The 20,489-nt window shown below is 39.2% G+C and carries 12 protein-coding genes and 1 tRNA gene; 10 read left to right on the top strand and 3 right to left on the bottom strand.

Going from position 1 to position 20,489, the window contains the following annotated elements:
* Positions 1-37: 37 nt before the first annotated feature.
* Positions 38-2,917: an excinuclease ABC subunit UvrA gene (gene uvrA / locus IPI15_RS11225; RefSeq protein WP_287404082.1), complete on the top strand. Its 2,880-nt coding sequence runs from the start codon at positions 38-40 to the stop codon at positions 2,915-2,917.
* A 6-nt stretch (positions 2,918-2,923) separates the two neighbouring features.
* On the opposite strand, the gene IPI15_RS11220 is transcribed toward uvrA, so the two are convergent.
* A complete protein-coding gene (locus IPI15_RS11220; protein WP_287404084.1) occupies positions 2,924-3,376 on the bottom strand; it encodes a hypothetical protein in 453 nt (150 codons plus the stop codon).
* 252 nt (positions 3,377-3,628) lie between these two features.
* On the opposite strand from IPI15_RS11220, the gene IPI15_RS11215 reads away from it, so the two are divergent.
* From IPI15_RS11215 to IPI15_RS11195, 5 genes are all read left to right on the top strand, one after another.
* On the top strand, positions 3,629-5,764 hold the full coding sequence (locus IPI15_RS11215; RefSeq protein WP_287420374.1) for a PKD-like domain-containing protein: 2,136 nt from the start codon (positions 3,629-3,631) through the stop codon (positions 5,762-5,764).
* A complete protein-coding gene (locus IPI15_RS11210) occupies positions 5,737-6,981 on the top strand; it encodes a hypothetical protein (protein ID WP_287420373.1) in 1,245 nt (414 codons plus the stop codon). Before IPI15_RS11215 ends, IPI15_RS11210 begins: the two co-directional genes overlap by 28 nt.
* The gene (locus IPI15_RS11205; protein ID WP_287420371.1) at positions 6,951-7,979 is read left to right on the top strand and encodes a T9SS type B sorting domain-containing protein; all 1,029 of its coding nucleotides are present in this window, start codon (positions 6,951-6,953) and stop codon (positions 7,977-7,979) included. The genes IPI15_RS11210 and IPI15_RS11205 overlap by 31 nt, the downstream gene beginning before the upstream one ends.
* 373 nt (positions 7,980-8,352) lie before the next feature.
* Entirely contained in the window at positions 8,353-11,997 is a 3,645-nt protein-coding gene (locus IPI15_RS11200) for a PKD-like domain-containing protein (protein WP_287420369.1), read from the top strand.
* Positions 11,994-12,668, top strand: a complete 675-nt coding sequence (locus IPI15_RS11195) for a T9SS type B sorting domain-containing protein (RefSeq protein ID WP_287420368.1) — start codon at positions 11,994-11,996, stop codon at positions 12,666-12,668. Before IPI15_RS11200 ends, IPI15_RS11195 begins: the two co-directional genes overlap by 4 nt.
* Before the next feature lie 284 nt (positions 12,669-12,952).
* On the opposite strand, the gene IPI15_RS11190 is transcribed toward IPI15_RS11195, so the two are convergent.
* Positions 12,953-13,657, bottom strand: coding sequence for a rhomboid family intramembrane serine protease (locus IPI15_RS11190; RefSeq protein ID WP_287404090.1), 705 nt, complete (start codon positions 13,655-13,657; stop codon positions 12,953-12,955).
* A gap of 84 nt (positions 13,658-13,741) precedes the next feature.
* Entirely contained in the window at positions 13,742-14,848 is a 1,107-nt protein-coding gene (locus tag IPI15_RS11185; protein ID WP_287420367.1) for a DUF8457 domain-containing protein, read from the bottom strand.
* A 115-nt stretch (positions 14,849-14,963) separates the two neighbouring features.
* Between IPI15_RS11185 and IPI15_RS11180 the strand changes: the two genes are divergently transcribed.
* From IPI15_RS11180 to IPI15_RS11165, 4 genes are all read left to right on the top strand, one after another.
* On the top strand, positions 14,964-15,560 hold the full coding sequence (locus IPI15_RS11180; RefSeq protein WP_287404094.1) for a thymidine kinase: 597 nt from the start codon (positions 14,964-14,966) through the stop codon (positions 15,558-15,560).
* Between the two features lie 18 nt (positions 15,561-15,578).
* Entirely contained in the window at positions 15,579-16,055 is a 477-nt protein-coding gene (locus IPI15_RS11175) for an SRPBCC domain-containing protein (RefSeq protein ID WP_287404095.1), read from the top strand.
* 151 nt (positions 16,056-16,206) lie between these two features.
* Positions 16,207-16,280, top strand: a tRNA-Arg gene (locus IPI15_RS11170).
* Between the two features lie 517 nt (positions 16,281-16,797).
* Positions 16,798-20,454 (top strand): Ig-like domain-containing protein, encoded by a 3,657-nt coding sequence (locus IPI15_RS11165; RefSeq protein WP_287420365.1) that lies wholly within the window; start codon positions 16,798-16,800, stop codon positions 20,452-20,454.
* The last annotated feature ends 35 nt before the right edge of the window (positions 20,455-20,489 follow it).

The following is a 20,489-nucleotide window of genomic DNA, read 5'->3' as shown; positions in this document are numbered from 1 at the left end:
TTTTTTAATTTATTAAAAAATTATTATCAATATATTAATGTCGAATACATCCAAACAAAATCAGGTATTACTTGAAGAACAGGATGATTCGTTCTCTAACTCAATTGTCGTCATTGATGCTCATGAGCACAATCTAAAACATATTGATGTAAACATTCCTAGGGATAAGTTGGTAGTCATCACAGGTATCAGCGGCAGCGGAAAGTCCAGTCTTGCTTTTGATACTATTTTTGCTGAAGGTCAGAGACGTTATATCGAAACCTTTGATAATTATACCAGGATGATGATTGGCGGAATGGAACGTCCTGCTGTGGAAAAAATCAGCGGACTATCTCCGGTGATCTCTATTGAACAAAAGACTACAGGCTGGAATCCACGATCTACGCTAGGCACTGTGACAGAAGTCTATGACTTATTGAGACTTTTCTTTGCAAGAGCTTCTGAAGCTTATTCTTATATCAGTGGTAAAAAAATGGTCAAGTTTTCTGAGGAAGAGATCTTGGGTGCTATCACCGGTGATTTGGATGGAGCATCTATCATGATCTTAGCACCGATAGTAAAAGGCCGTAAAGGCCATTACAAAGAATTACTTGATCAGGTAAGAAAACAAGGATATACGAAGGTCAGGATTGATGGTGAGATAACTCCACTTTCTGTAGGCCTGCAGGTAGATAGGTATAAAGTTCATGATATTGAATTGGTCATAGATAAACTATCTGTTATTGAATCCAATCTCACCAGACTAATTACTTCTTTGCAGTTAGCCTTGAAGATGGGTGAAGGGCTTATTTATATATTTAATAACAACACGGAAGAAATAAGGCTCTTTAGTAAGCATCTCGCTGATCCTGAAAACAAATTGGCTTACGAAGAACCGAATCCCAATACCTTTTCTTTCAATTCTCCATATGGGGCTTGTGCTAGATGCAGTGGGCTAGGGGAATTATTTGAAGTGGATATTCAAAAAGTAATACCTGATTTTGCCAAGTCGATTAATGATGGTGGCATCGTTGCCCTGGGACTTCCTCGGGAGACAAATTATTACAATCAGGTACGTGAAATAGCCAAAGATTATAAATTTACCTTTGCCACTCCAATCGATAAAGTTCCAATGGCTGCATTAGATCAAATTCTCTATGGTTCTAATGGCAAAGATTGGGAGGGAAACAAGCCATATTCTTACAATGAATATACTTATGACCTGAAGACTACGGGGTTGATCAGAATCATAGAACTGTGTTACTCAGATTCCTCTTCAGAAAAGATAAGACAATGGGCAGAAGAATTTATGTCATTAGAAGTCTGTCCTGATTGCAAAGGAGATCGTCTGAAAATAGAATCCCTTCACTACAAAATTGCAGGTAAAAATATCGCTGAAATCAATAAAATGCCATTGGCTGCATTGAACGATTGGTTTCTTACTTTAAATGATAAACTTGACGAAAGACAGCAAAGCATCGGCAAAGATATTTTAAAAGAGATCAGCATGAGGGTGCATTTTTTAAACCATGTTGGCCTAGATTATTTGACTCTTGATAGAAGTGCAAGAACACTTTCCGGAGGTGAATCACAGCGTGCCAGACTCGCTAATCAAATAGGTACACAACTTTCTGGAGTGCTGTACATTTTGGACGAACCAAGTATTGGTTTACATCAGCGTGATAATAACAGGCTCATCAAGGCACTCAAAGAACTGGTGGAAATAGGAAATACGGTGCTTGTTGTCGAACATGACAAAGATATAATGTTGGCTTCCGATTACATCATTGACATTGGCCCAGGTGCAGGTATTCATGGTGGAAAAGTAACAGGATTCGGGACACCTGAAGAATTTTTAAAATTAAAAAATACAACTGCTCAATATCTCGCCGGCGAAATTAGTGTTACAATACCTAAAGAAAGAAGGAAGGGTTCAGGGAAAACCCTGAAATTGTTGGGCGCAACCGGGCATAATCTGTTGAACGTCGACTTATCTCTTCCATTAGGTATGATGATCATGGTGACAGGCGTGTCAGGCAGCGGAAAATCTTCACTTATTACTGAAACATTATATCCAATACTCAGGAAACACTTTTACAACAGTCTATCTAAACCTCTACCTTTTAAAGCAATAGAAGGGCTAGAATATTTGGACAAAGTAATTGAAATAGATCAGGCTCCGATAGGTAGGTCGCCCAGGTCTAATCCAGTCACATATATCAACGTGTTTTCAGAGATCAGAAATATTTATGCGGCTTTGCCTGAGTCTAAGATTAGAGGGTATAAAATCGGGAGATTTTCTTTCAATGTAGCAGGGGGAAGGTGTCCGATATGTGAGGGTGGTGGTATGAAAGTAATTGAAATGAACTTTTTACCCGATGTGATGGTGGAATGTGAAGGGTGTAAAGGTAAACGTTACAATAAGGAGACGCTTGAGATTCTCTATAAAGGGAAGTCTATAGGAGATGTGCTTCAAATGACTGTAAATGAAGGAGTTGAATTTTTTCAACCTATTCCAAAGATATATAGAAAGCTGAAAACACTTCAGGATGTAGGATTGGGTTACATTGCACTAGGTCAGCAATCTACCACGCTAAGTGGGGGAGAGGCTCAAAGAGTAAAACTTGCCGAAGAGCTTTCAAAAAAGGATACCGGCAATACGATGTACATATTGGATGAGCCAACTACTGGCCTTCATTTCAGCGATATACAACAGTTGCTGGTTGTTTTACAATCACTTGTTGACAAAGGTAATACTGTCCTAATTATCGAGCACAATATGGATATGATAAAATCAGCGGATTATGTCATCGATATCGGACCTGAAGGAGGTTCCGGAGGAGGCAAAATCGTAGCAGAAGGACGTCCGGAAGAAATAATAAAAAATTCTAAAAGCTTGACGGGTCATTTTTTAAAGATGGAATTAAATCCTTCTTAATGCATATTATTTTTTTCGATCTTCCCAACTATCAATTTTCCAGTTGTCTACAGTTTTCCTTTCTGGTCGTTCTTCTAAAGAAAGATCTTCATATTCAATGAATTCATTAGAAATTGATGCCTGAGTCCCAGTATTTTGATCTTTCTGGAGGTTTTCAATTTTTTTGGAAATAAGTATTTTGAACATCATTCCAACCAATGTAAAAGGTAAAAATAACAGAGATACGATTCCATTAAGGATTCCAACCAATGGGCTTAACTTGATGTTCGTCCCAATTTTTTTGAAGTAACTAAAGAGCAATTCTTTCTTCATGATCAGAATGGCGATCAATAATAATGGCGTGGCATACAAAAAGATTATGTAAAATATCTTCGCTACTGAAAATAGAAAATAGCCAAATACCAAAAGGATTATTATTCCAATGAGTGATGAGAAGTTAAATGAAATTGATTTGTTCATTGCTAAATATTTGTAATTTTTAAACAAAATAATTTGCAAAATGATTTTTTGAGCAATGGAATTTTCGATGAAATTACAAAATTAACTGTCCAAGCCTTGGTTTGATTTAACAACCAATCAGAATAATCTATTGAGAAATTATTATAGTGCGTTTTAAAATTGCAGCGTTTTGAGGTTTTTTAGCATAAATCATAGATAAAAGGGTATAATTGTTATCTTTGAACCAACTATAATCAATGTAATTTTTATTTCATGTCTAACATTTACAGCAAATTCGTTCTTTTTTCTTTATTATGTTTTTCTACTCAAATATCTTATAGTCAATGTAATCCTGCTCTTACTATTGAACCTGCTTTTAATTGTTTTACAGCAGCTAGTTCAGCAATAAATGGATCTGGTACAGGATTTGTTTGCGATCTAAATAATTTTTGTATCAGTACAGGTGCAGTCCCGCAACTAGATCCACCAATACCATTTTGTAGCACAAATTCTGTTCTGAATAATCCTATTTGGTTTTCTTTTATTGCAGATGCATCCGGCGTATTGGATGTAGAAGTGATCACAGCAGGTTGCACCGGAGGAATTCAATGGGCACTATATGATCAATGCGGAAATTATTTTAATACAATAGCATGCCAAAGTTTTCCTGTTTTACCAGCCAACACTCCATTTAACATATTTGTTAACGGTACTATACCTGGGGCGACTTATTATTTGGTGATCGATGGAGCCAATGGAGCAACTTGCAATTATGAGTTTCATGTTAATGATGGAATTAGTCCAATTTTTGTAGGAGATGCAATTGGGACGACATTAACAGGTAACACAATGATTTGTGGAGGATCTACAGTTAACTATTCATTCCCCGGTATACAATTTGGTACAGATTATCATTGGACATTACCTGACGGATCTACAATTGATTCCGAAGGTCCAAATACATCTATTTCTTTCCCTGAAGGAATGACTCCCGGACCTTACCAACTTTGTGTTACAGCATCTAATGATTGTGACCCTAATGATGATGCTGTTCCTGTTTGTTGGGACATAACAATACTTGAAGAACCGAAATACAATGTTTTTGGTGAAGTATGTCAAGGTGATACATACAATTTTCGAGGTGGAAATTATCCTCCCGGAAGTTATACATTTAATTATCAAGGTCCGAATGGAACTAGTTGTGATACAACTTATAATCTTGTTATAGTGCCACTGCCTAATACCAATGGTCCTGACCAACAGGTATATAAATGTGAAGATGATTTCTTTGCGTTTGTAGATGGGGTGCCTTTTCAATCGGGACCTGCAGCTAATATTGTGACATATGTAAATTCCAGAGGGTGCGACAGTCTTGTAAATTTTTATATAAATGATGTGCAATTGTCAGGAACGGTCCAGGCCAACCCAGCGTCATTACCTTGCGGCGGCACAGCAACTTCGACTCTCAGTTTGGCACCTGGATTTGTATTTCCTCCGGATGCGTATGGAATTAAGTGGTATAATGCATTAGATGTTGAAATTGGCATGGGAAGTAGTGTCGTAATTTCGAATCCCGGGTACTACTATGCAATTGTTACAACCTTTATGAATAATACTTCTAACCCCCTGGTTGAGCCACAGCAGATAATTTGTACGGAATATTTTCCTGTGACGATAACGGCGGAGAATTCTACGTTGGTTATGCCGGTTACGACAGGGCCGACGACTTTGTGTGCCGGGGAGAATTACACATTTGACGTGACGAATATACAGACAGGAGTATTGTCTTACACATGGAATCATGTAGATGGTACAGTGATGGGAGTAGGAAATGGATCGACGATCAACTTAAATTATGCGACAGCGGGCAATTACCAGATATGTGTGAATGCAGTAGATGGTTGTGGTCCTGGGCCTGAGACTTGTTTCCCGATCCAGGTGGTACCATCACCTACGGTAAGTTTGGCAGCTTCTTATGCTGTATGTGCGAAGGAGGATAGTTTAACAGCCACACTTGGTGGCATTCCTAATCTGACGGATCCATTGCTTCAGTATATATGGATAGCTACTGCCGGTCCTGATATCGCAGGAGTGGTATTCACACCGGCGAATGATCCAAATACAGTGGTGACAGTGGTTCAGCCGGGCACCTATACCTTCCAGTTTGGTGCTGATTACAATGGTCAGGGCTGCGGAGAGAGTAAGACAATAGATGTTAAATTTGAGGAAGCGTTGGTGCTTACTCCTAAGAATATACAGGCTTGCAACGATTTATTGCAGCCTTTGCCGAGCATGGTAGATCTGGATACATTGGTCAGCGGAAATATTGCTTATACAGGTACCTGGAAACTGGTAAGCGGACCTGGCACCCCTGGGGGACGTTGCCGATACAGGACTTTACGGGCATGACCAATACGGGCGTGTATGTGTATGAATATACCCCTAATCAGGCAGGGGTATGTGTAGTGACACCGGTGCAGGTACAGATCGATCTACAGAACTGTATTTGTCCACCATTGAGTATATCACCGAATGCGGGGACGACGTGTAATGATGTAGGCACGATAAATTTAAATAATACGATCCAGGGTGCTACGGGAGCGGGTACATGGACAGTGACAAATAAACCTGTAGGATCCACAGTAGTGATAGCAGGAGGGATTGCTAATTTTAGTTCACAGCCGGCGGGCACCTATGATTTTACTTATACATTGACAAATAGTATGGCAGGATGTCCAATGACAGCGGTAACGACGGTGACGATCATGTCGGCACCTGTAGCTACCTTGAAGACAGTTGAACAGGCATGTAACAGTAATTTTTCACCTGATTATGTGAATGAAGTAGATTTTGATACGTTGGTGGTAAGCGGCGTGACAGGAGGAGTGTGGACATATACAGGTCCGGGCGGCGATCCAGGAAGTGCATCATTTAGTCCAAAGGACTTTAATGGAGCTACTCCGGGTACGTATGAATATACATATACGATAATGGGTGATCCAAGTTGCCAGGCGGTATCGTATACGATAGATATTATAGTAGAGGACTGTAAATGTCCTTCAGTGGCGATCTCACCGGAGGAGTCATTTTGTAATACAATACCTACGATCAATTTGAATGATTATAAGGTAACGACGAAGCCTGGATCATGGTTTATCGAGAGTGGGCCGGTGGGTAGCACGGCGACGATAACGGGAGGCAATATGTTTGTAGGCACGGGGAGTCCTTATGGTCAGTACGTGTTATATTATAAGTTGGATGCAGCAGTGCCGATCGGATGTTTTGATACAGCTCAGTTGATATTGACACTGGATAGTACGGCCTTTGCCGGAGCAAATGATGTATATGACAGGTGTGCTGATTTTGGGAGCAGTGTGGATCTGGATACGGTACTAAGTCAGCAGCAGCTGGGCGGTACGTGGTTGTATACAGGCGGGCCGAATATCGGATCTGCGTTCAATGCGACGACAGGAGTACTGGATTTTAATAGTTTAGCGGAAGGGACAGGATATACGTTTAATTATACAGTAGCGAGTGCATTAGGACTATGTCCTGCGACGACTTCTACACTTACGCTGGCGAAGAATGCGCTTCCGTGGCAGATGCGGGCACTGATGGCTACATAGATTGTGTGATTGAGACGGTGAGTATAGGAGGTCCCAATACGAGCACAGGAGCGGGAATCAATTACAGTTGGACGAATACGACGAACTCAACAGCTGCGGGTAATACAGCGACGGTGAGCGGTATCGTAGATGCAGGCATCTATGAGCTTGAGGTGACCAATACACTTACGGGTTGTGTGGAGACAGATGTGGTAGAGGTCAAGAAGGACAATGCAGCGATAGTTGGGATCGGATATGAAGTGGACAGCATCAGTTGTTATAACAAAGCGGATGGTCAGGTGAGGATATTGGGTATAAATGGGGGCACTCCTTCGTTTGAGTATTCGATAGACGGAGGCAGTTATGGACCTACGGTAAATTTCACAGATCTAGGACCGGGTAATCATACTATTGAGGTACTGGATGATAACGGCTGTCATTATGCACAGACAATACTGATAGAGAATCCGAAGGAGGTTAAGGTAGAGTTGGGGACAAATAAGGTTATAGCTGAAGGAGATATAGTGACAATTAGTCCTGATATCTCGATAAATATCAAAGATGCAAACATAGTATGGAGTTCAAATCCGGAGGGTACGAGTTGCAATGACTGTCCACAGTTGACGGTAGAGCCGACGATCACGACAGTATATAATGTAGTGGTGACGAATGAAAACGGATGTGTCGCAGAGGACTCTATCGAGATCAGAGTGAAGAGTGTGATCCGGGTATTTATACCGACGGCTATCAGTCCGAACAATGATGGAATAAATGATGTATTTTATATACAGACGGATCGAAACGTAACACGGATCAATAAGTTGGTGATATTTAATAGATGGGGTGATGTACAGTTTTCGATAGAGGATACGCCACCGGATGACCCTGCCTATGGCTGGAACGGAAGATTTGGCGAACAGAAGACGAACACGCCGGCGGTCTTTGTTTACCTAGCAGTAGTCACGCTACGCGATGGTCGACAGCTTACATATAAAGGAGATATTACTGTGGTGAGGTAGAAGGGAAGAAATTGAAAATTGAAAATGGAGAATTAAAAATGAGGCGGAGCATGTGTGTGATGGCTGTTAGCTAATGGCTAATGGCTGATGGCTCATGGCATTGTTGTGGAAACGGGGTTAGTTGTTCAAAATTAGGACTTATAAAATGTTAGAATTATATCAGAGAAGGAACTCTATTTGTAATGTTGGACTTACTGACTACTGACTACTGACTACTGACTACTGATATTTCTAAGCTATCAGAATATTGTGTGGTGTTTATGTGGAAATTTAAACATTTTATTCACTAAAATTGCTTTAGGGCAAATCATTGTCCAAGATTATCGAGGAATTATTATCTTTGCCTTAATAGTCAATATTAATTAACACTTCCATGCTAAGATTTTTCTGCACAGTTTCAACAGTCATTTTTTTTAATTTTATTACTAATCAGCTTTTTTCTCAAACTCCATGTAACCTTGACTTAAACATAGTTCCCGGGCAAGGATGTAGTGTTGCTCCTTTTGTTTGTGATATGGATGGGTACTGTGCAGATATGCAGCCGGGCTCTTGGGGCGGTGACGCATCATTTTGTGGTGGTGGATTTACATTACAAAATCCAAATTGGTTTGCATTTGTTGCGAATAATAGTATCATAGACATTGATATATATTTATCAGGATGTGTAGGTGGAAATGGAACTGCCCAATGGGCCATTTATAATAGTTGTAACAACTTAAACGGCGCTTTACTTTGCAATGGTAATGGAGTTGGAAGTGGCGGTATTATTAATATATTATATAATAATGCTGTTCCAGGTACTATTTATTATATTGTGTTAGATGGTAGTTCAGGCGCCACCTGCCACTACGAAGTGACAGTTAACTCAGGGATCGGGACCACATTGGTTTCCCCTCCAGTAAATACTAATTTAAATGGCCTCACTGAAGTATGTGTAGGAGCGTCGATCAATTATAATTTTCTTGGCTTCCCATTCGCTACAGATTATGAATGGGATTTACCTACCGGTGCTACTATAAATACAGATGGCCCTATGGTAACAGTTAACTATTCAGCTGTTGCTCCGGGTGATTATCAGATTTGTGTGACAGGTACCAATGAATGTGATGATATCGGACAAAATATGTGTTGGCCTGTCACCGTATCTGCTAAACCTAATCTTAGCTTTACAGGTGAGACATGTCAGACTTCAACTTATAAATTCAGAGGAAGTAACTATCCTGTAGGTACATACAACCTAATTTCCAACGGCCCCACAGGAACGAGCTGCGACACCGCTATTACGTTGGTAGTCAGTCCTATTCCGGACACATACGGCCCTAATCAAAATGTATTTGTTTGCCCGGGAGATTTGTATGCTTTTATTGATAATGTTCCCTATTCTCCTGGCCCTCAGGCCAATATTGTTCATTATACCAACGCTAGAGGGTGCGACAGTCTTGTAAATTTTTACATTAACGAAGTTCAGGTATCAGGAACAATACAGGCCAATCCAGCCTCATTGCCTTGCGGTGGCACAGCTACCTCTACACTTTCTCTTAGCCCAGCTTGGGTATTTCCTAATATTTTATCATATGGGATAAAATGGTATAATGCACTTGATATAGAAATTGGTACAGGCCCTAATCATGTAATTTCGAATCCAGGGTACTATTATGCTATAGTCACTACCGTAATGGAGAATCCTGCCAATGTCACGCCACAGCAGATAATTTGTACGGAATATTTTCCTGTGACGATAACTGCTGAGAATTCTACGTTGGTTATGCCGGTTACGACAGGACCGACGACTTTGTGTGCCGGAGAGAATTATACATTTGACGTGACGAATATACAGACAGGAGTATTGTCTTACACATGGAATCATGTAGATGGTACAGTGATGGGAGTAGGTAATGGATCGACGATCAACTTAAATTATGCGACAGCGGGCAATTACCAGATATGTGTGAATGCAGTAGATGGTTGTGGTCCTGGGCCTGAGACTTGTTTCCCGATCCAGGTGGTACCATCACCTACGGTAAGTTTGGCAGCTTCTTATGCTGTATGTGCGAAGGAGGATAGTTTAACAGCCACACTTGGTGGCATTCCTAATCTGACGGATCCATTGCTTCAGTATATATGGATAGCTACTGCCGGTCCTGATATCGCAGGAGTGGTATTCACACCGGCGAATGATCCAAATACAGTGGTGACAGTGGTTCAGCCGGGCACCTATACCTTCCAGTTTGGTGCTGATTACAATGGTCAGGGCTGCGGAGAGAGTAAGACAATAGATGTTAAATTTGAGGAAGCGTTGGTGCTTACTCCTAAGAATATACAGGCTTGCAACGATTTATTGCAGCCTTTGCCGAGCATGGTAGATCTGGATACATTGGTCAGCGGAAATATTGCTTATACAGGTACCTGGACACTGGTAAGCGGACCTGGCACCCCTGGGGGGACGTTGCCGATACAGGACTTTACGGGCATGACCAATACGGGCGTGTATGTGTATGAATATACCCCTAATCAGGCAGGGGTATGTGTAGTGACACCGGTGCAGGTACAGATCGATCTACAGAACTGTATTTGTCCACCATTGAGTATATCACCGAATGCGGGGACGACGTGTAATGATGTAGGCACGATAAATTTAAATAATACGATCCAGGGTGCTACGGGAGCGGGTACATGGACAGTGACAAATAAACCTGTAGGATCCACAGTAGTGATAGCAGGAGGGATTGCTAATTTTAGTTCACAGCCGGCGGGCACCTATGATTTTACTTATACATTGACAAATAGTATGGCAGGATGTCCAATGACAGCGGTAACGACGGTGACGATCATGTCGGCACCTGTAGCTACCTTGAAGACAGTTGAACAGGCATGTAACAGTAATTTTTCACCTGATTATGTGAATGAAGTAGATTTTGATACGTTGGTGGTAAGCGGCGTGACAGGAGGAGTGTGGACATATACAGGTCCGGGCGGCGATCCAGGAAGTGCATCATTTAGTCCAAAGGACTTTAATGGAGCTACTCCGGGTACGTATGAATATACATATACGATAATGGGTGATCCAAGTTGCCAGGCGGTATCGTATACGATAGATATTATAGTAGAGGACTGTAAATGTCCTTCAGTGGCGATCTCACCGGAGGAGTCATTTTGTAATACAATACCTACGATCAATTTGAATGATTATAAGGTAACGACGAAGCCTGGATCATGGTTTATCGAGAGTGGGCCGGTGGGTAGCACGGCGACGATAACGGGAGGCAATATGTTTGTAGGCACGGGGAGTCCTTATGGTCAGTACGTGTTATATTATAAGTTGGATGCAGCAGTGCCGATCGGATGTTTTGATACAGCTCAGTTGATATTGACACTGGATAGTACGGCCTTTGCCGGAGCAAATGATGTATATGACAGGTGTGCTGATTTTGGGAGCAGTGTGGATCTGGATACGGTACTAAGTCAGCAGCAGCTGGGCGGTACGTGGTTGTATACAGGCGGGCCGAATATCGGATCTGCGTTCAATGCGACGACAGGAGTACTGGATTTTAATAGTTTACCGGAAGGGACAGGATATACGTTTAATTATACAGTAGCGAGTGCATTAGGACTATGTCCTGCGACGACTTCTACACTTACGCTGGCGAAGAATGCGCTTCCGGTGGCAGATGCGGGGACGGATGGTTACATAGATTGTGTGATTGAGACGGTGAGTATAGGAGGTCCCAATACGAGCACAGGAGCGGGAATCAATTACAGTTGGACGAATACGACGAACTCAACAGCTGCGGGTAATACAGCGACGGTGAGCGGTATCGTAGATGCAGGCATCTATGAGCTTGAGGTGACCAATACACTTACGGGTTGTGTGGAGACAGATGTGGTAGAGGTCAAGAAGGACAATGCAGCGATAGTTGGGATCGGATATGAAGTGGACAGCATCAGTTGTTATAACAAAGCGGATGGTCAGGTGAGGATATTGGGTATAAATGGGGCACTCCTTCGTTTGAGTATTTGATAGACGGAGGCAGTTATGGACCTACGGTAAATTTCACAGATCTAGGACCGGGTAATCATACTATTGAGGTACTGGATGATAACGGCTGTCATTATGCACAGACAATACTGATAGAGAATCCGAAGGAGGTTAAGGTAGAGTTGGGGACAAATAAGGTTATAGCTGAAGGAGATATAGTGACAATTAGTCCTGATATCTCGATAAATATCAAAGATGCAAACATAGTATGGAGTTCAAATCCGGAGGGTACGAGTTGCAATGACTGTCCACAGTTGACGGTAGAGCCGACGATCACGACAGTATATAATGTAGTGGTGACGAATGAAAACGGATGTGTCGCAGAGGACTCTATCGAGATCAGAGTGAAGAGTGTGATCCGGGTATTTATACCGACGGCTATCAGTCCGAACAATGATGGAATAAATGATGTATTTTATATACAGACGGATCGAAACGTAACACGGATCAATAAGTTGGTGATATTTAATAGATGGGGTGATGTACAGTTTTCGATAGAGGATACGCCACCGGATGACCCTGCCTATGGCTGGAACGGAAGATTTGGCGAACAGAAGACGAACACGCCGGCGGTCTTTGTTTACCTAGCAGTAGTCACGCTACGCGATGGTCGACAGCTTACATATAAAGGAGATATTACTGTGGTGAGGTAGAAGGGAAGAAATTGAAAATTGAAAATGGAGAATTAAAAATGAGGCGGAGCATGTGTGTGATGGCTGTTAGCTAATGGCTAATGGCTGATGGCTCATGGCATTGTTGTGGAAACGAGGTTAGTTGTTCAAAATTAGGACTATAAAATGTTGTAATTATATAAGAGAAGGAACTCTATTTGTAATGTTGGACTTACTGATTACTGATTACTGATTACTGATTACTGATTACTGACCATTGACCACTGACGACTGATTACTGACCACTGACTACTGACCTCTGATTATCACTGCTCAAATTTTGATTGCTCATCTAAATATCTTTGCCATTTTGTTTTGTCAAAAGTTTCTGGATGAAAATAATCCGACCTAATTTCATCCTTTGGATAAATCAACGGTGTTAGTTTGGATTTGTGATCGGCGAGTATTGTTTTTCTGAACATCCATGCTACAGTAATGCCAACGAGTGCTCCCAGCAAATGACTTTCCCATGATATATTTTTTTCAAGGATCTCAGGCGAAGGAACGATGCCCGCAAACATTCCACTATAGACCACTAATACAAGTAATGAAAGTATGATAGATGTTATATTCCTCACAAACAGACCTGCCCAAAAAATGAATGAAATTAGCGCGTAAACTACACCACTTGCTCCTATGTGATACACTTCCCTGCTGAACAGCCACACCATGATTCCAGTTAATAGATAATTCAAAAGGAAAATTGGCCAAAACTGCCTGCTATAAAAAAAATGGATTAGAAATACAGAGAAGATTAATGGCGGAAGATTGGAAAATAAATGATTTAAACTCCCATGAACCATAGGGCTGAATATTATACCCTTTAATCCACTTGTATGACGTGCCAATATTCCAAAATATGAAAAGTCTACATTTAAAACAAACTCTATAGAAAACACTATACAGGGTATTAAGCCTACAAGAAGTGCAAATTTAATACTTGATAAAATATCCGCTTTGTCCTTTTCCAAAATCCAAATTTTGAATCAAAACAAAATCTTTATCTTAAAAGTTTTATATAAGGTGATTGTAAGTAAAATAATTCCATCAAACAGTTACTTTACAAATAATCTCTTGGTCTGAACAATGAAATCGCTAGCTTTCTTAAACTTAGAGATATCATTCCAACTATACTTATGAACTACATTGTTGATTAAATAATTTTTCACCTCCTCAAAAGAAGTGAATTTGTTGATCATCTCAATTGTTTCATTAAATGCATTGAAGTCATCACCGAAAAGGTCTTTAATGACAAGCATCTTTTCGTTTAATCCCCAAGCTTTATTGATATTGTCCAAAGGGCTCAACCCAAGAAAATCTACCAAACCAGTAGGACTTTTGTCTTTGAATAATGACTCTATTGCATCACTGGGATTATGACTGCTTTGATTATTAGGGGTGTATAAAGGTTTATGCTGTTCTGTTTCGATCTGAGAAAGCATGTTGCCCTTACTTCCGTATTTTGAATCATCCTTAATGTTCGGTAGTTCTAAAATAACTTCAGGTTTTATTATGGGAGTATCTTCGATAACCTCAATATTCTTTTCAACAATATAATCATTCGTCAGGTGGATGGCGATCTCTTCCTTTTCAGCCTGGGGTATTACAGTATTTATTTCAGGAGCTTCTACAATTTCTTGCTCAGGTTCTTTAATTTTCTCCACAATTTTATGAGGTTCCTCCTCCTCAATCTTATGCACTTCCTCTTCTTCGATTATTGGAGTTACAACTTCTTGGACCTGAGGTTTTTCTATTTCCTCTGTTCGATATGTGATTTCTTCTTTTTCCGGAGTATCAATTATTTCAGGTGTTGAAATTTCTTGAGAGACCTCTTTAGACGAAGAATCTGATGGAAATCCCTCTAATACCTCTTCTTCAGTAATCTTCTCGGGGTCATTCTCCAAAATTACATCTTCAGCATTGTCTACTACAAGGTTTTCATTTGTAATCAAAGGCTGGCTATCTGGTAATGTATAAGTTATTGATTTCCTAATTTTATTGCCTTCGATTTCTAATTGTACAGGAATAGATTTTACTGAACTATAGAATATACGGATATAACCCAATAAAGTGTCTACATCAATGTCATGAGGATTAACACTTAGAGCCTCAAAGGACTCGTTTATTTTATCTAAATATTCTTGAGACTTTTTTTTGTTCATAGAATGTTTAATTTTATGTCTTTATTCAACGTAATGTATTTGCAATATGGTATGCTCACCCTTGAAAGCAAAAATACATTAAATAAAATAATTATATAATAAATTACTATTTAATATGTTTTTAGAACCTCATTATAAAGGTCAGAGAAGTGGTTGGGTAGAAGTGATATGTGGTTCAATGTTCTCCGGAAAAACCGAGGAGTTAATTAGGAGGCTTAAGCGCGCTCAATATGCTTATCAAAGTGTAATGGTTTTTAAACCTGCAAAAGATATCAGATACGACCAAAATAATGTGGTGAGTCATGACTCCAATGTCATTCTTTCCACACCTGTCAATTCAGCAGAGGATATACTATTATTAAGTGATGATTATTCAGTCATAGGCATTGATGAAGCACAATTTTTTGACATGGATCTAATAGATGTCTGTCAGCAACTTGCTTTCCGCGGTAAAAGGGTTATCATAGCAGGTCTCGATATGGATTTTGCAGGATTACCATTTGGACCTATGCCTCAACTATTGGCAGTGGCTGAATATATCACCAAGGTTCATGCTATTTGCGTGCATTGCGGCAACCTTGCTACCCATTCTTATAGACTCTCGGAAGATAATGCCCAAGTGCTTTTAGGTGCAAAAGATCTATACGAACCTCGCTGCAGAGTATGTTATCAGGATGGTAACTTAATAGATTTTAACAGACCAAATTTATAAATAATAACAGACTAAGATATGGACGAAAAACTATTCATCGAAAATGAGATTGACATTAATGCTCCAAAGGAAAAAGTATGGAATGCGTTAACTAATCCTGTCGAAACAAAGAAATATATGTTTGGCTGCGAGGTTATTTCCGACTTGACTGTAGGTAGTTCTATGACATGGCAAGGAGTGTTAGAAGGAGTTACAATGGTTTTCGTAAAAGGCAATGTCACAGAAGTAGATCCCGGTAATATGTTGGCATATTCCACTTTTGACCCTAACTCTGATGTTCCTGACATTCCCGAAAACTATCTTATTGTAAAATATATATTGACAGAGGTAGAAGGAATTACAAACCTAAAAGTTAGCCAGGGCGATTATTCCAAAGTTGCTGACGGTCAGGCCAGATACAGCCATGCTGAGGATGGGGGAGGTTGGATGGGACTTCTGATCTCCATCAAAGAATTGGTTGAAACGGGATCATTGTCCCCAGTTGAGGGTGAGTGATGTGTGATCAGGTGATGTTTGATCAGGTAATGGGTGATAAAGTGTACCCAATCAATTACAGATCAATGATTATTTGCCGATTACCCATTACCGATTACCCATTACCCATTTTAATATTTAAAAAAATAGTATACATTTGCATTTTTAAATCGGCTTCGTAGTTCAACTGGATAGAATATCAGATTTCGGCTCTGAGGGTTGGGGGTTCGAATCCTCCCGAGGTCACAATAAAAAAGGCTCATTAGACATTTCTAATGGGCTTTTTTTTGTTGTTTACCCAAATTCCTTGTCATATGTTAAGAAAATAGCCTATTATCTTTTTAATTAGATTTAATATATTTAAATATATTTTACTGTTATTGATTTTTCGTCTAATTAAATTAATAATTGTATAAATTATTGTTAATGATTTTTGTGGTTTATTAGATAATCTATAAATATATACGATTTGGTAAAATAAAGACTAATTGTTAAATTTGTTTTTGTACCCTACTAATACTAAACAAGTTTTATTAATTTTTAATTATTTTAATTCCTCTTATGTAATAAAATATTTATTTTGTAAAGTGATATTATTAACTATCAATTGAAGAATAGATAACTTAAAACGTTAATTATTGACATACAAGTATTAAATAGGATTTGTACGTAGCAAATATTATGCATTTGATCATAAATTTTATTCTATGATTAAAATGTAAATTATATGTTAATTTATTTACTAACAATTTAATACTTTATTATGCAATTAAAAATCTACAAAAATCTATTTAATTCATTATTTATCAGAAAAGTGGCCTTGCCATCACTGAAAAATACATGTATTAATCTTTCAGCAATAATAATATTGCTGTTTATTTCTCCCACGATTCAATATGGACAGGCAAGTGCCTTGGTCGACAATACGCTGACTCCCATGACTACTGATAATTTGCCTGGGGTAGTGGCTACTTCGTCTACTGTTGGAATTTTTGATGAGTTTAGTCCCAAAGACAATGTCACTGATGTCAGCCTCACCAATTCGGCCAATTTTTCCGCTCTAAGCGGAAATGCATGGATTGACGTAAAGGATGATAATGCGACAGGTGGTAATTTTTTTCCTGCCGGTTCTTATGCTGGAGTTGTGATAGAGAATGATGCATTACTTGCATTGTTTGGAAGTTTTACTGTTGAAACATATATTACCGGTACTGGTACTGCTCAGGAAAGCATTGGCAGTGCCTCCCTCATAAGTACAGGCTTGCTTTCCGGACAATCGCAAGTAGGGTTTATTACTACGAAGAATTTTGATCGAATTAGGTTTCATTATACGGCACTTGTAGCCCCTGATATTGATGTTTTCTATTTTCTTGTTCAAAAATTTGGGTCTGGTGCTGCTTTGAATTGCAATGCGATTACTTCGTTGAATAATCCATCTTTTCCATCTGCCATAAACGATAATCATACAGGTACTACAGGAGTTTCTTTATCTCAAATTGTTAATCCATACAACGTAATAAGTCCAAGTACCTCAGACGCGGCAGTTCTTACACCCGGAATTTTGGGTGTTTTAACGACAACCAGCTTAGCAGTTCAAAGTCAGATAGGTGATTATTCCGGTATTAAGCTTGCAGGATTTGAATTCGAAAACACTTCATTATTAGGCGCTAATTTGCTGCAATACATAACTATTAATACCTATTTAGATGGCACTAATACTCCTGTCCAGACTGCAACAGGAGATAATTTACTATTGTCAGCTGCATTATTGCAGGGATCAGGTAGGCAAAAAGTTTCATTATTAACTACTTTACCTTTCGATGAGATTCAAATACAATTTAGCATACCCGCAGGTGTAGATCTTCAAACTACGAGCATATACAACGCTTTTATAGAAAATTTCTGCGCAAGAACCTTACCATTTACATGCAATACTCTAACCTCACTGGTTGCTGCAGACAATCCTATATATATTAACAATGAAAATACAGCTATAGGCGGTACAGTTTGTACAGTTTGTAAATTCTTTGATTTTGATAATGTAATGGATGGTAATTTGGCCACATATGCTACGCTTGATTTGACAGCAGCTGTTGGAAGTATAGCTTCACTCAGTGTACGAAATGCATTAGAGGATTATCCTGCGAATACATTTGCCGGATACGATATTGAAATCAATGAATTATTAGGTGTAAATGTTGCAACAGGTATAGATCTTAATTTTTATAACGAAGGATCGCTAGTCCATACAGCTTCTAATCCATATTTACTAGCTGGAGTAGGTACAGATCTCTCAACTGGCAGAATTCGAAATAAAGTCGGTGTGATCTGCCCGGTTGCATTCGATGAAGTTCAGATATCTTTTGAAAATGTCGTTGGAGTTAGCTTAGGAGAAGTAAGGATCTATGATCTTTTTGTTCAAACTAATTGTGCTAAAGATATGGATTGCGGAACGACATATAGCCTGACAGCACCTGACTTTCCACTATTTATTGATTTTGAAAAAACAGGAGTTACAGGAGCTGCATGCGTCGTATGTGAAGTCGAAAATCCATGGAATCTAATAGATGATGACCTAACCAATTATTCACGCATCAACACTGTCGCGGGTGCACTTGCAGAATCGGGCATTGCTATCCTTGATCCGGTTGATACCTATTATCCAGGTACAAGAGTAGGATTTACTGTCAGAAATATTGGCTTTCCTTTGGCAGCTGATGTTTTACCATATGTCACCATCCAAACTTTTAATAATGGTGTATTAAGAGAATCTAAGAACGCTGGTACTCTTTTAGATCTTACTGCAATTGTGCTTCTTATAAACCCACCACCAGGAGGATTTTACAACATTGGATTTGAAGCTACTTTGCCATTTGATGAGGTAAAAATTATTTATGGAGGGTTAGCAGTAGTCAATTCTTTTATTGAAATCTACGGTGCATTTATTGATAATTCTAATGCAGATTTTATTGGAGGTGCCAATCCTACAATATGTTTTAAAACCAATCCGGATTTTAATGTTGGAACTGTCAATCTAACTATCAATGGTGATGTATCTACAAATGACATTATTGATGATTCACCTGGTGAATATTCAAATCCTGTAGAAGGTAGTAGCAACCCCTTAGGAGGTGTTTTAATGCTGAATTCAGATGGGAGCTATACTTTTACTTCACCAAATCCAGGTGTTTACATTTATACAATTACCGTATGTGGTGCTGGAGAGACTACAAATTGCAGAACTGAACAGTTAACCATTACAATAAAGGATGAGTTGCCTAGTTCGAATCCGCCAACTGCCAATACAGATATTGCTACTGTAACTGGTGATGATACCAACCCAGGTACTGTAATAATTCCCGTTTTGAATAATGATGAAATAGGAAATGTCGGAGGTACTTTAGGTGATCCTACTATAATAAATCAACCTGATCATGGAACTGTCGTGGTCAATATGGATGGGACTATTTCATATATTCCTGACGATGGATACTACGGTGTGGATGTATTTACTTATGAAGTGTGTGAATCACCTGGTGGGTTATGTACCGAGGCTACTGTTGTAGTTACAGTGTTGCCAACAGATATGGGCAATACTACTGCAGCTGCTGATGATTTTGTTGAAACTCCATATGGTATTTCAACTTCAGGCAATGTTTCATCAAATGATACAGATCCTGAAGGTAATTCCCATAGCGTAAATCCACAGAACGTAACACTTCCGGAAGGTATTTTTATTTTGATGGCCGATGGTAGTTATACCTTTGAACCTGCATCTGGATTTTTTGGGTCTGTGGATGTAGTTTATGTTACATGTGATAATGGAACGCCTTCAGCTTGTGTGTCGGCTACATTGCATATACTTGTACTAGAAGCAATTCCTCTTCCAACGGTCTTAGTATCTTTTGATGCCAAATTGATAAATTGTAAAACACAATTAAATTGGAAGACATTAGCTGAGGACAATCTCAAAAACTATGAGTTGGAAATGAGTACTGATGGGATTAATTATGATTTGTTAACTACTGTCGAAGCCAAAGGAGTCAATGGCAAAGGTAGCAACTACAGCTATTCATATACTGCCAAAAACGGTACAACATACTATAGACTTAAATCTGTAGATTTGAATAGCAGTTATGCATTCAGTAATGTTGCCAAAGTAACTAAAGACTGTGGTAAAGTATCCGTTAATGTATATCCTAATCCTTCAAGTGAAATGATATCTATAGATATTAACAACTTTGCAGATAACGATATGATGATGGGTGTATTGTACAATCTCTCTGGTGCAGAGGTGTCTAGATATTACTTGAATAATGCTAATACACAGATCAGGGTATCTGATTTTACTAGCGGTGTTTATTACTTAAAAGTATCAGGCAAGGAATTAAATGATACAATTGAAGTCGTGATTAAATAGCGCTTAGTCTTATCAATAAATAAAAAGGCACTTTC

The organism is Candidatus Brachybacter algidus (assembly GCF_016707225.1).
Lineage (GTDB): Bacteria > Bacteroidota > Bacteroidia > Chitinophagales > Saprospiraceae > Parvibacillus > Parvibacillus algidus.
Note: the sequence above shows the minus strand (reverse complement) of the source record. Positions and strands in the feature narration are given on the sequence as shown.

Excerpts from the sequence above, each read along its gene's own strand:
- uvrA (WP_287404082.1), top strand. The coding sequence starts at position 38 with ATGTCGAATACATCCAAACAAAATCAGGTATTACTTGAAGAACAGGAT.
- IPI15_RS11220 (WP_287404084.1), bottom strand. The coding sequence starts at position 3,376 with ATGAACAAATCAATTTCATTTAACTTCTCATCACTCATTGGAATAATA.
- IPI15_RS11215 (WP_287420374.1), top strand. The coding sequence starts at position 3,629 with ATGTCTAACATTTACAGCAAATTCGTTCTTTTTTCTTTATTATGTTTT.
- IPI15_RS11200 (WP_287420369.1), top strand. The coding sequence starts at position 8,353 with ATGCTAAGATTTTTCTGCACAGTTTCAACAGTCATTTTTTTTAATTTT.
- IPI15_RS11185 (WP_287420367.1), bottom strand. The coding sequence starts at position 14,848 with ATGAACAAAAAAAAGTCTCAAGAATATTTAGATAAAATAAACGAGTCC.
- IPI15_RS11180 (WP_287404094.1), top strand. The coding sequence starts at position 14,964 with ATGTTTTTAGAACCTCATTATAAAGGTCAGAGAAGTGGTTGGGTAGAA.
- IPI15_RS11175 (WP_287404095.1), top strand. The coding sequence starts at position 15,579 with ATGGACGAAAAACTATTCATCGAAAATGAGATTGACATTAATGCTCCA.
- IPI15_RS11165 (WP_287420365.1), top strand. The coding sequence starts at position 16,798 with ATGCAATTAAAAATCTACAAAAATCTATTTAATTCATTATTTATCAGA.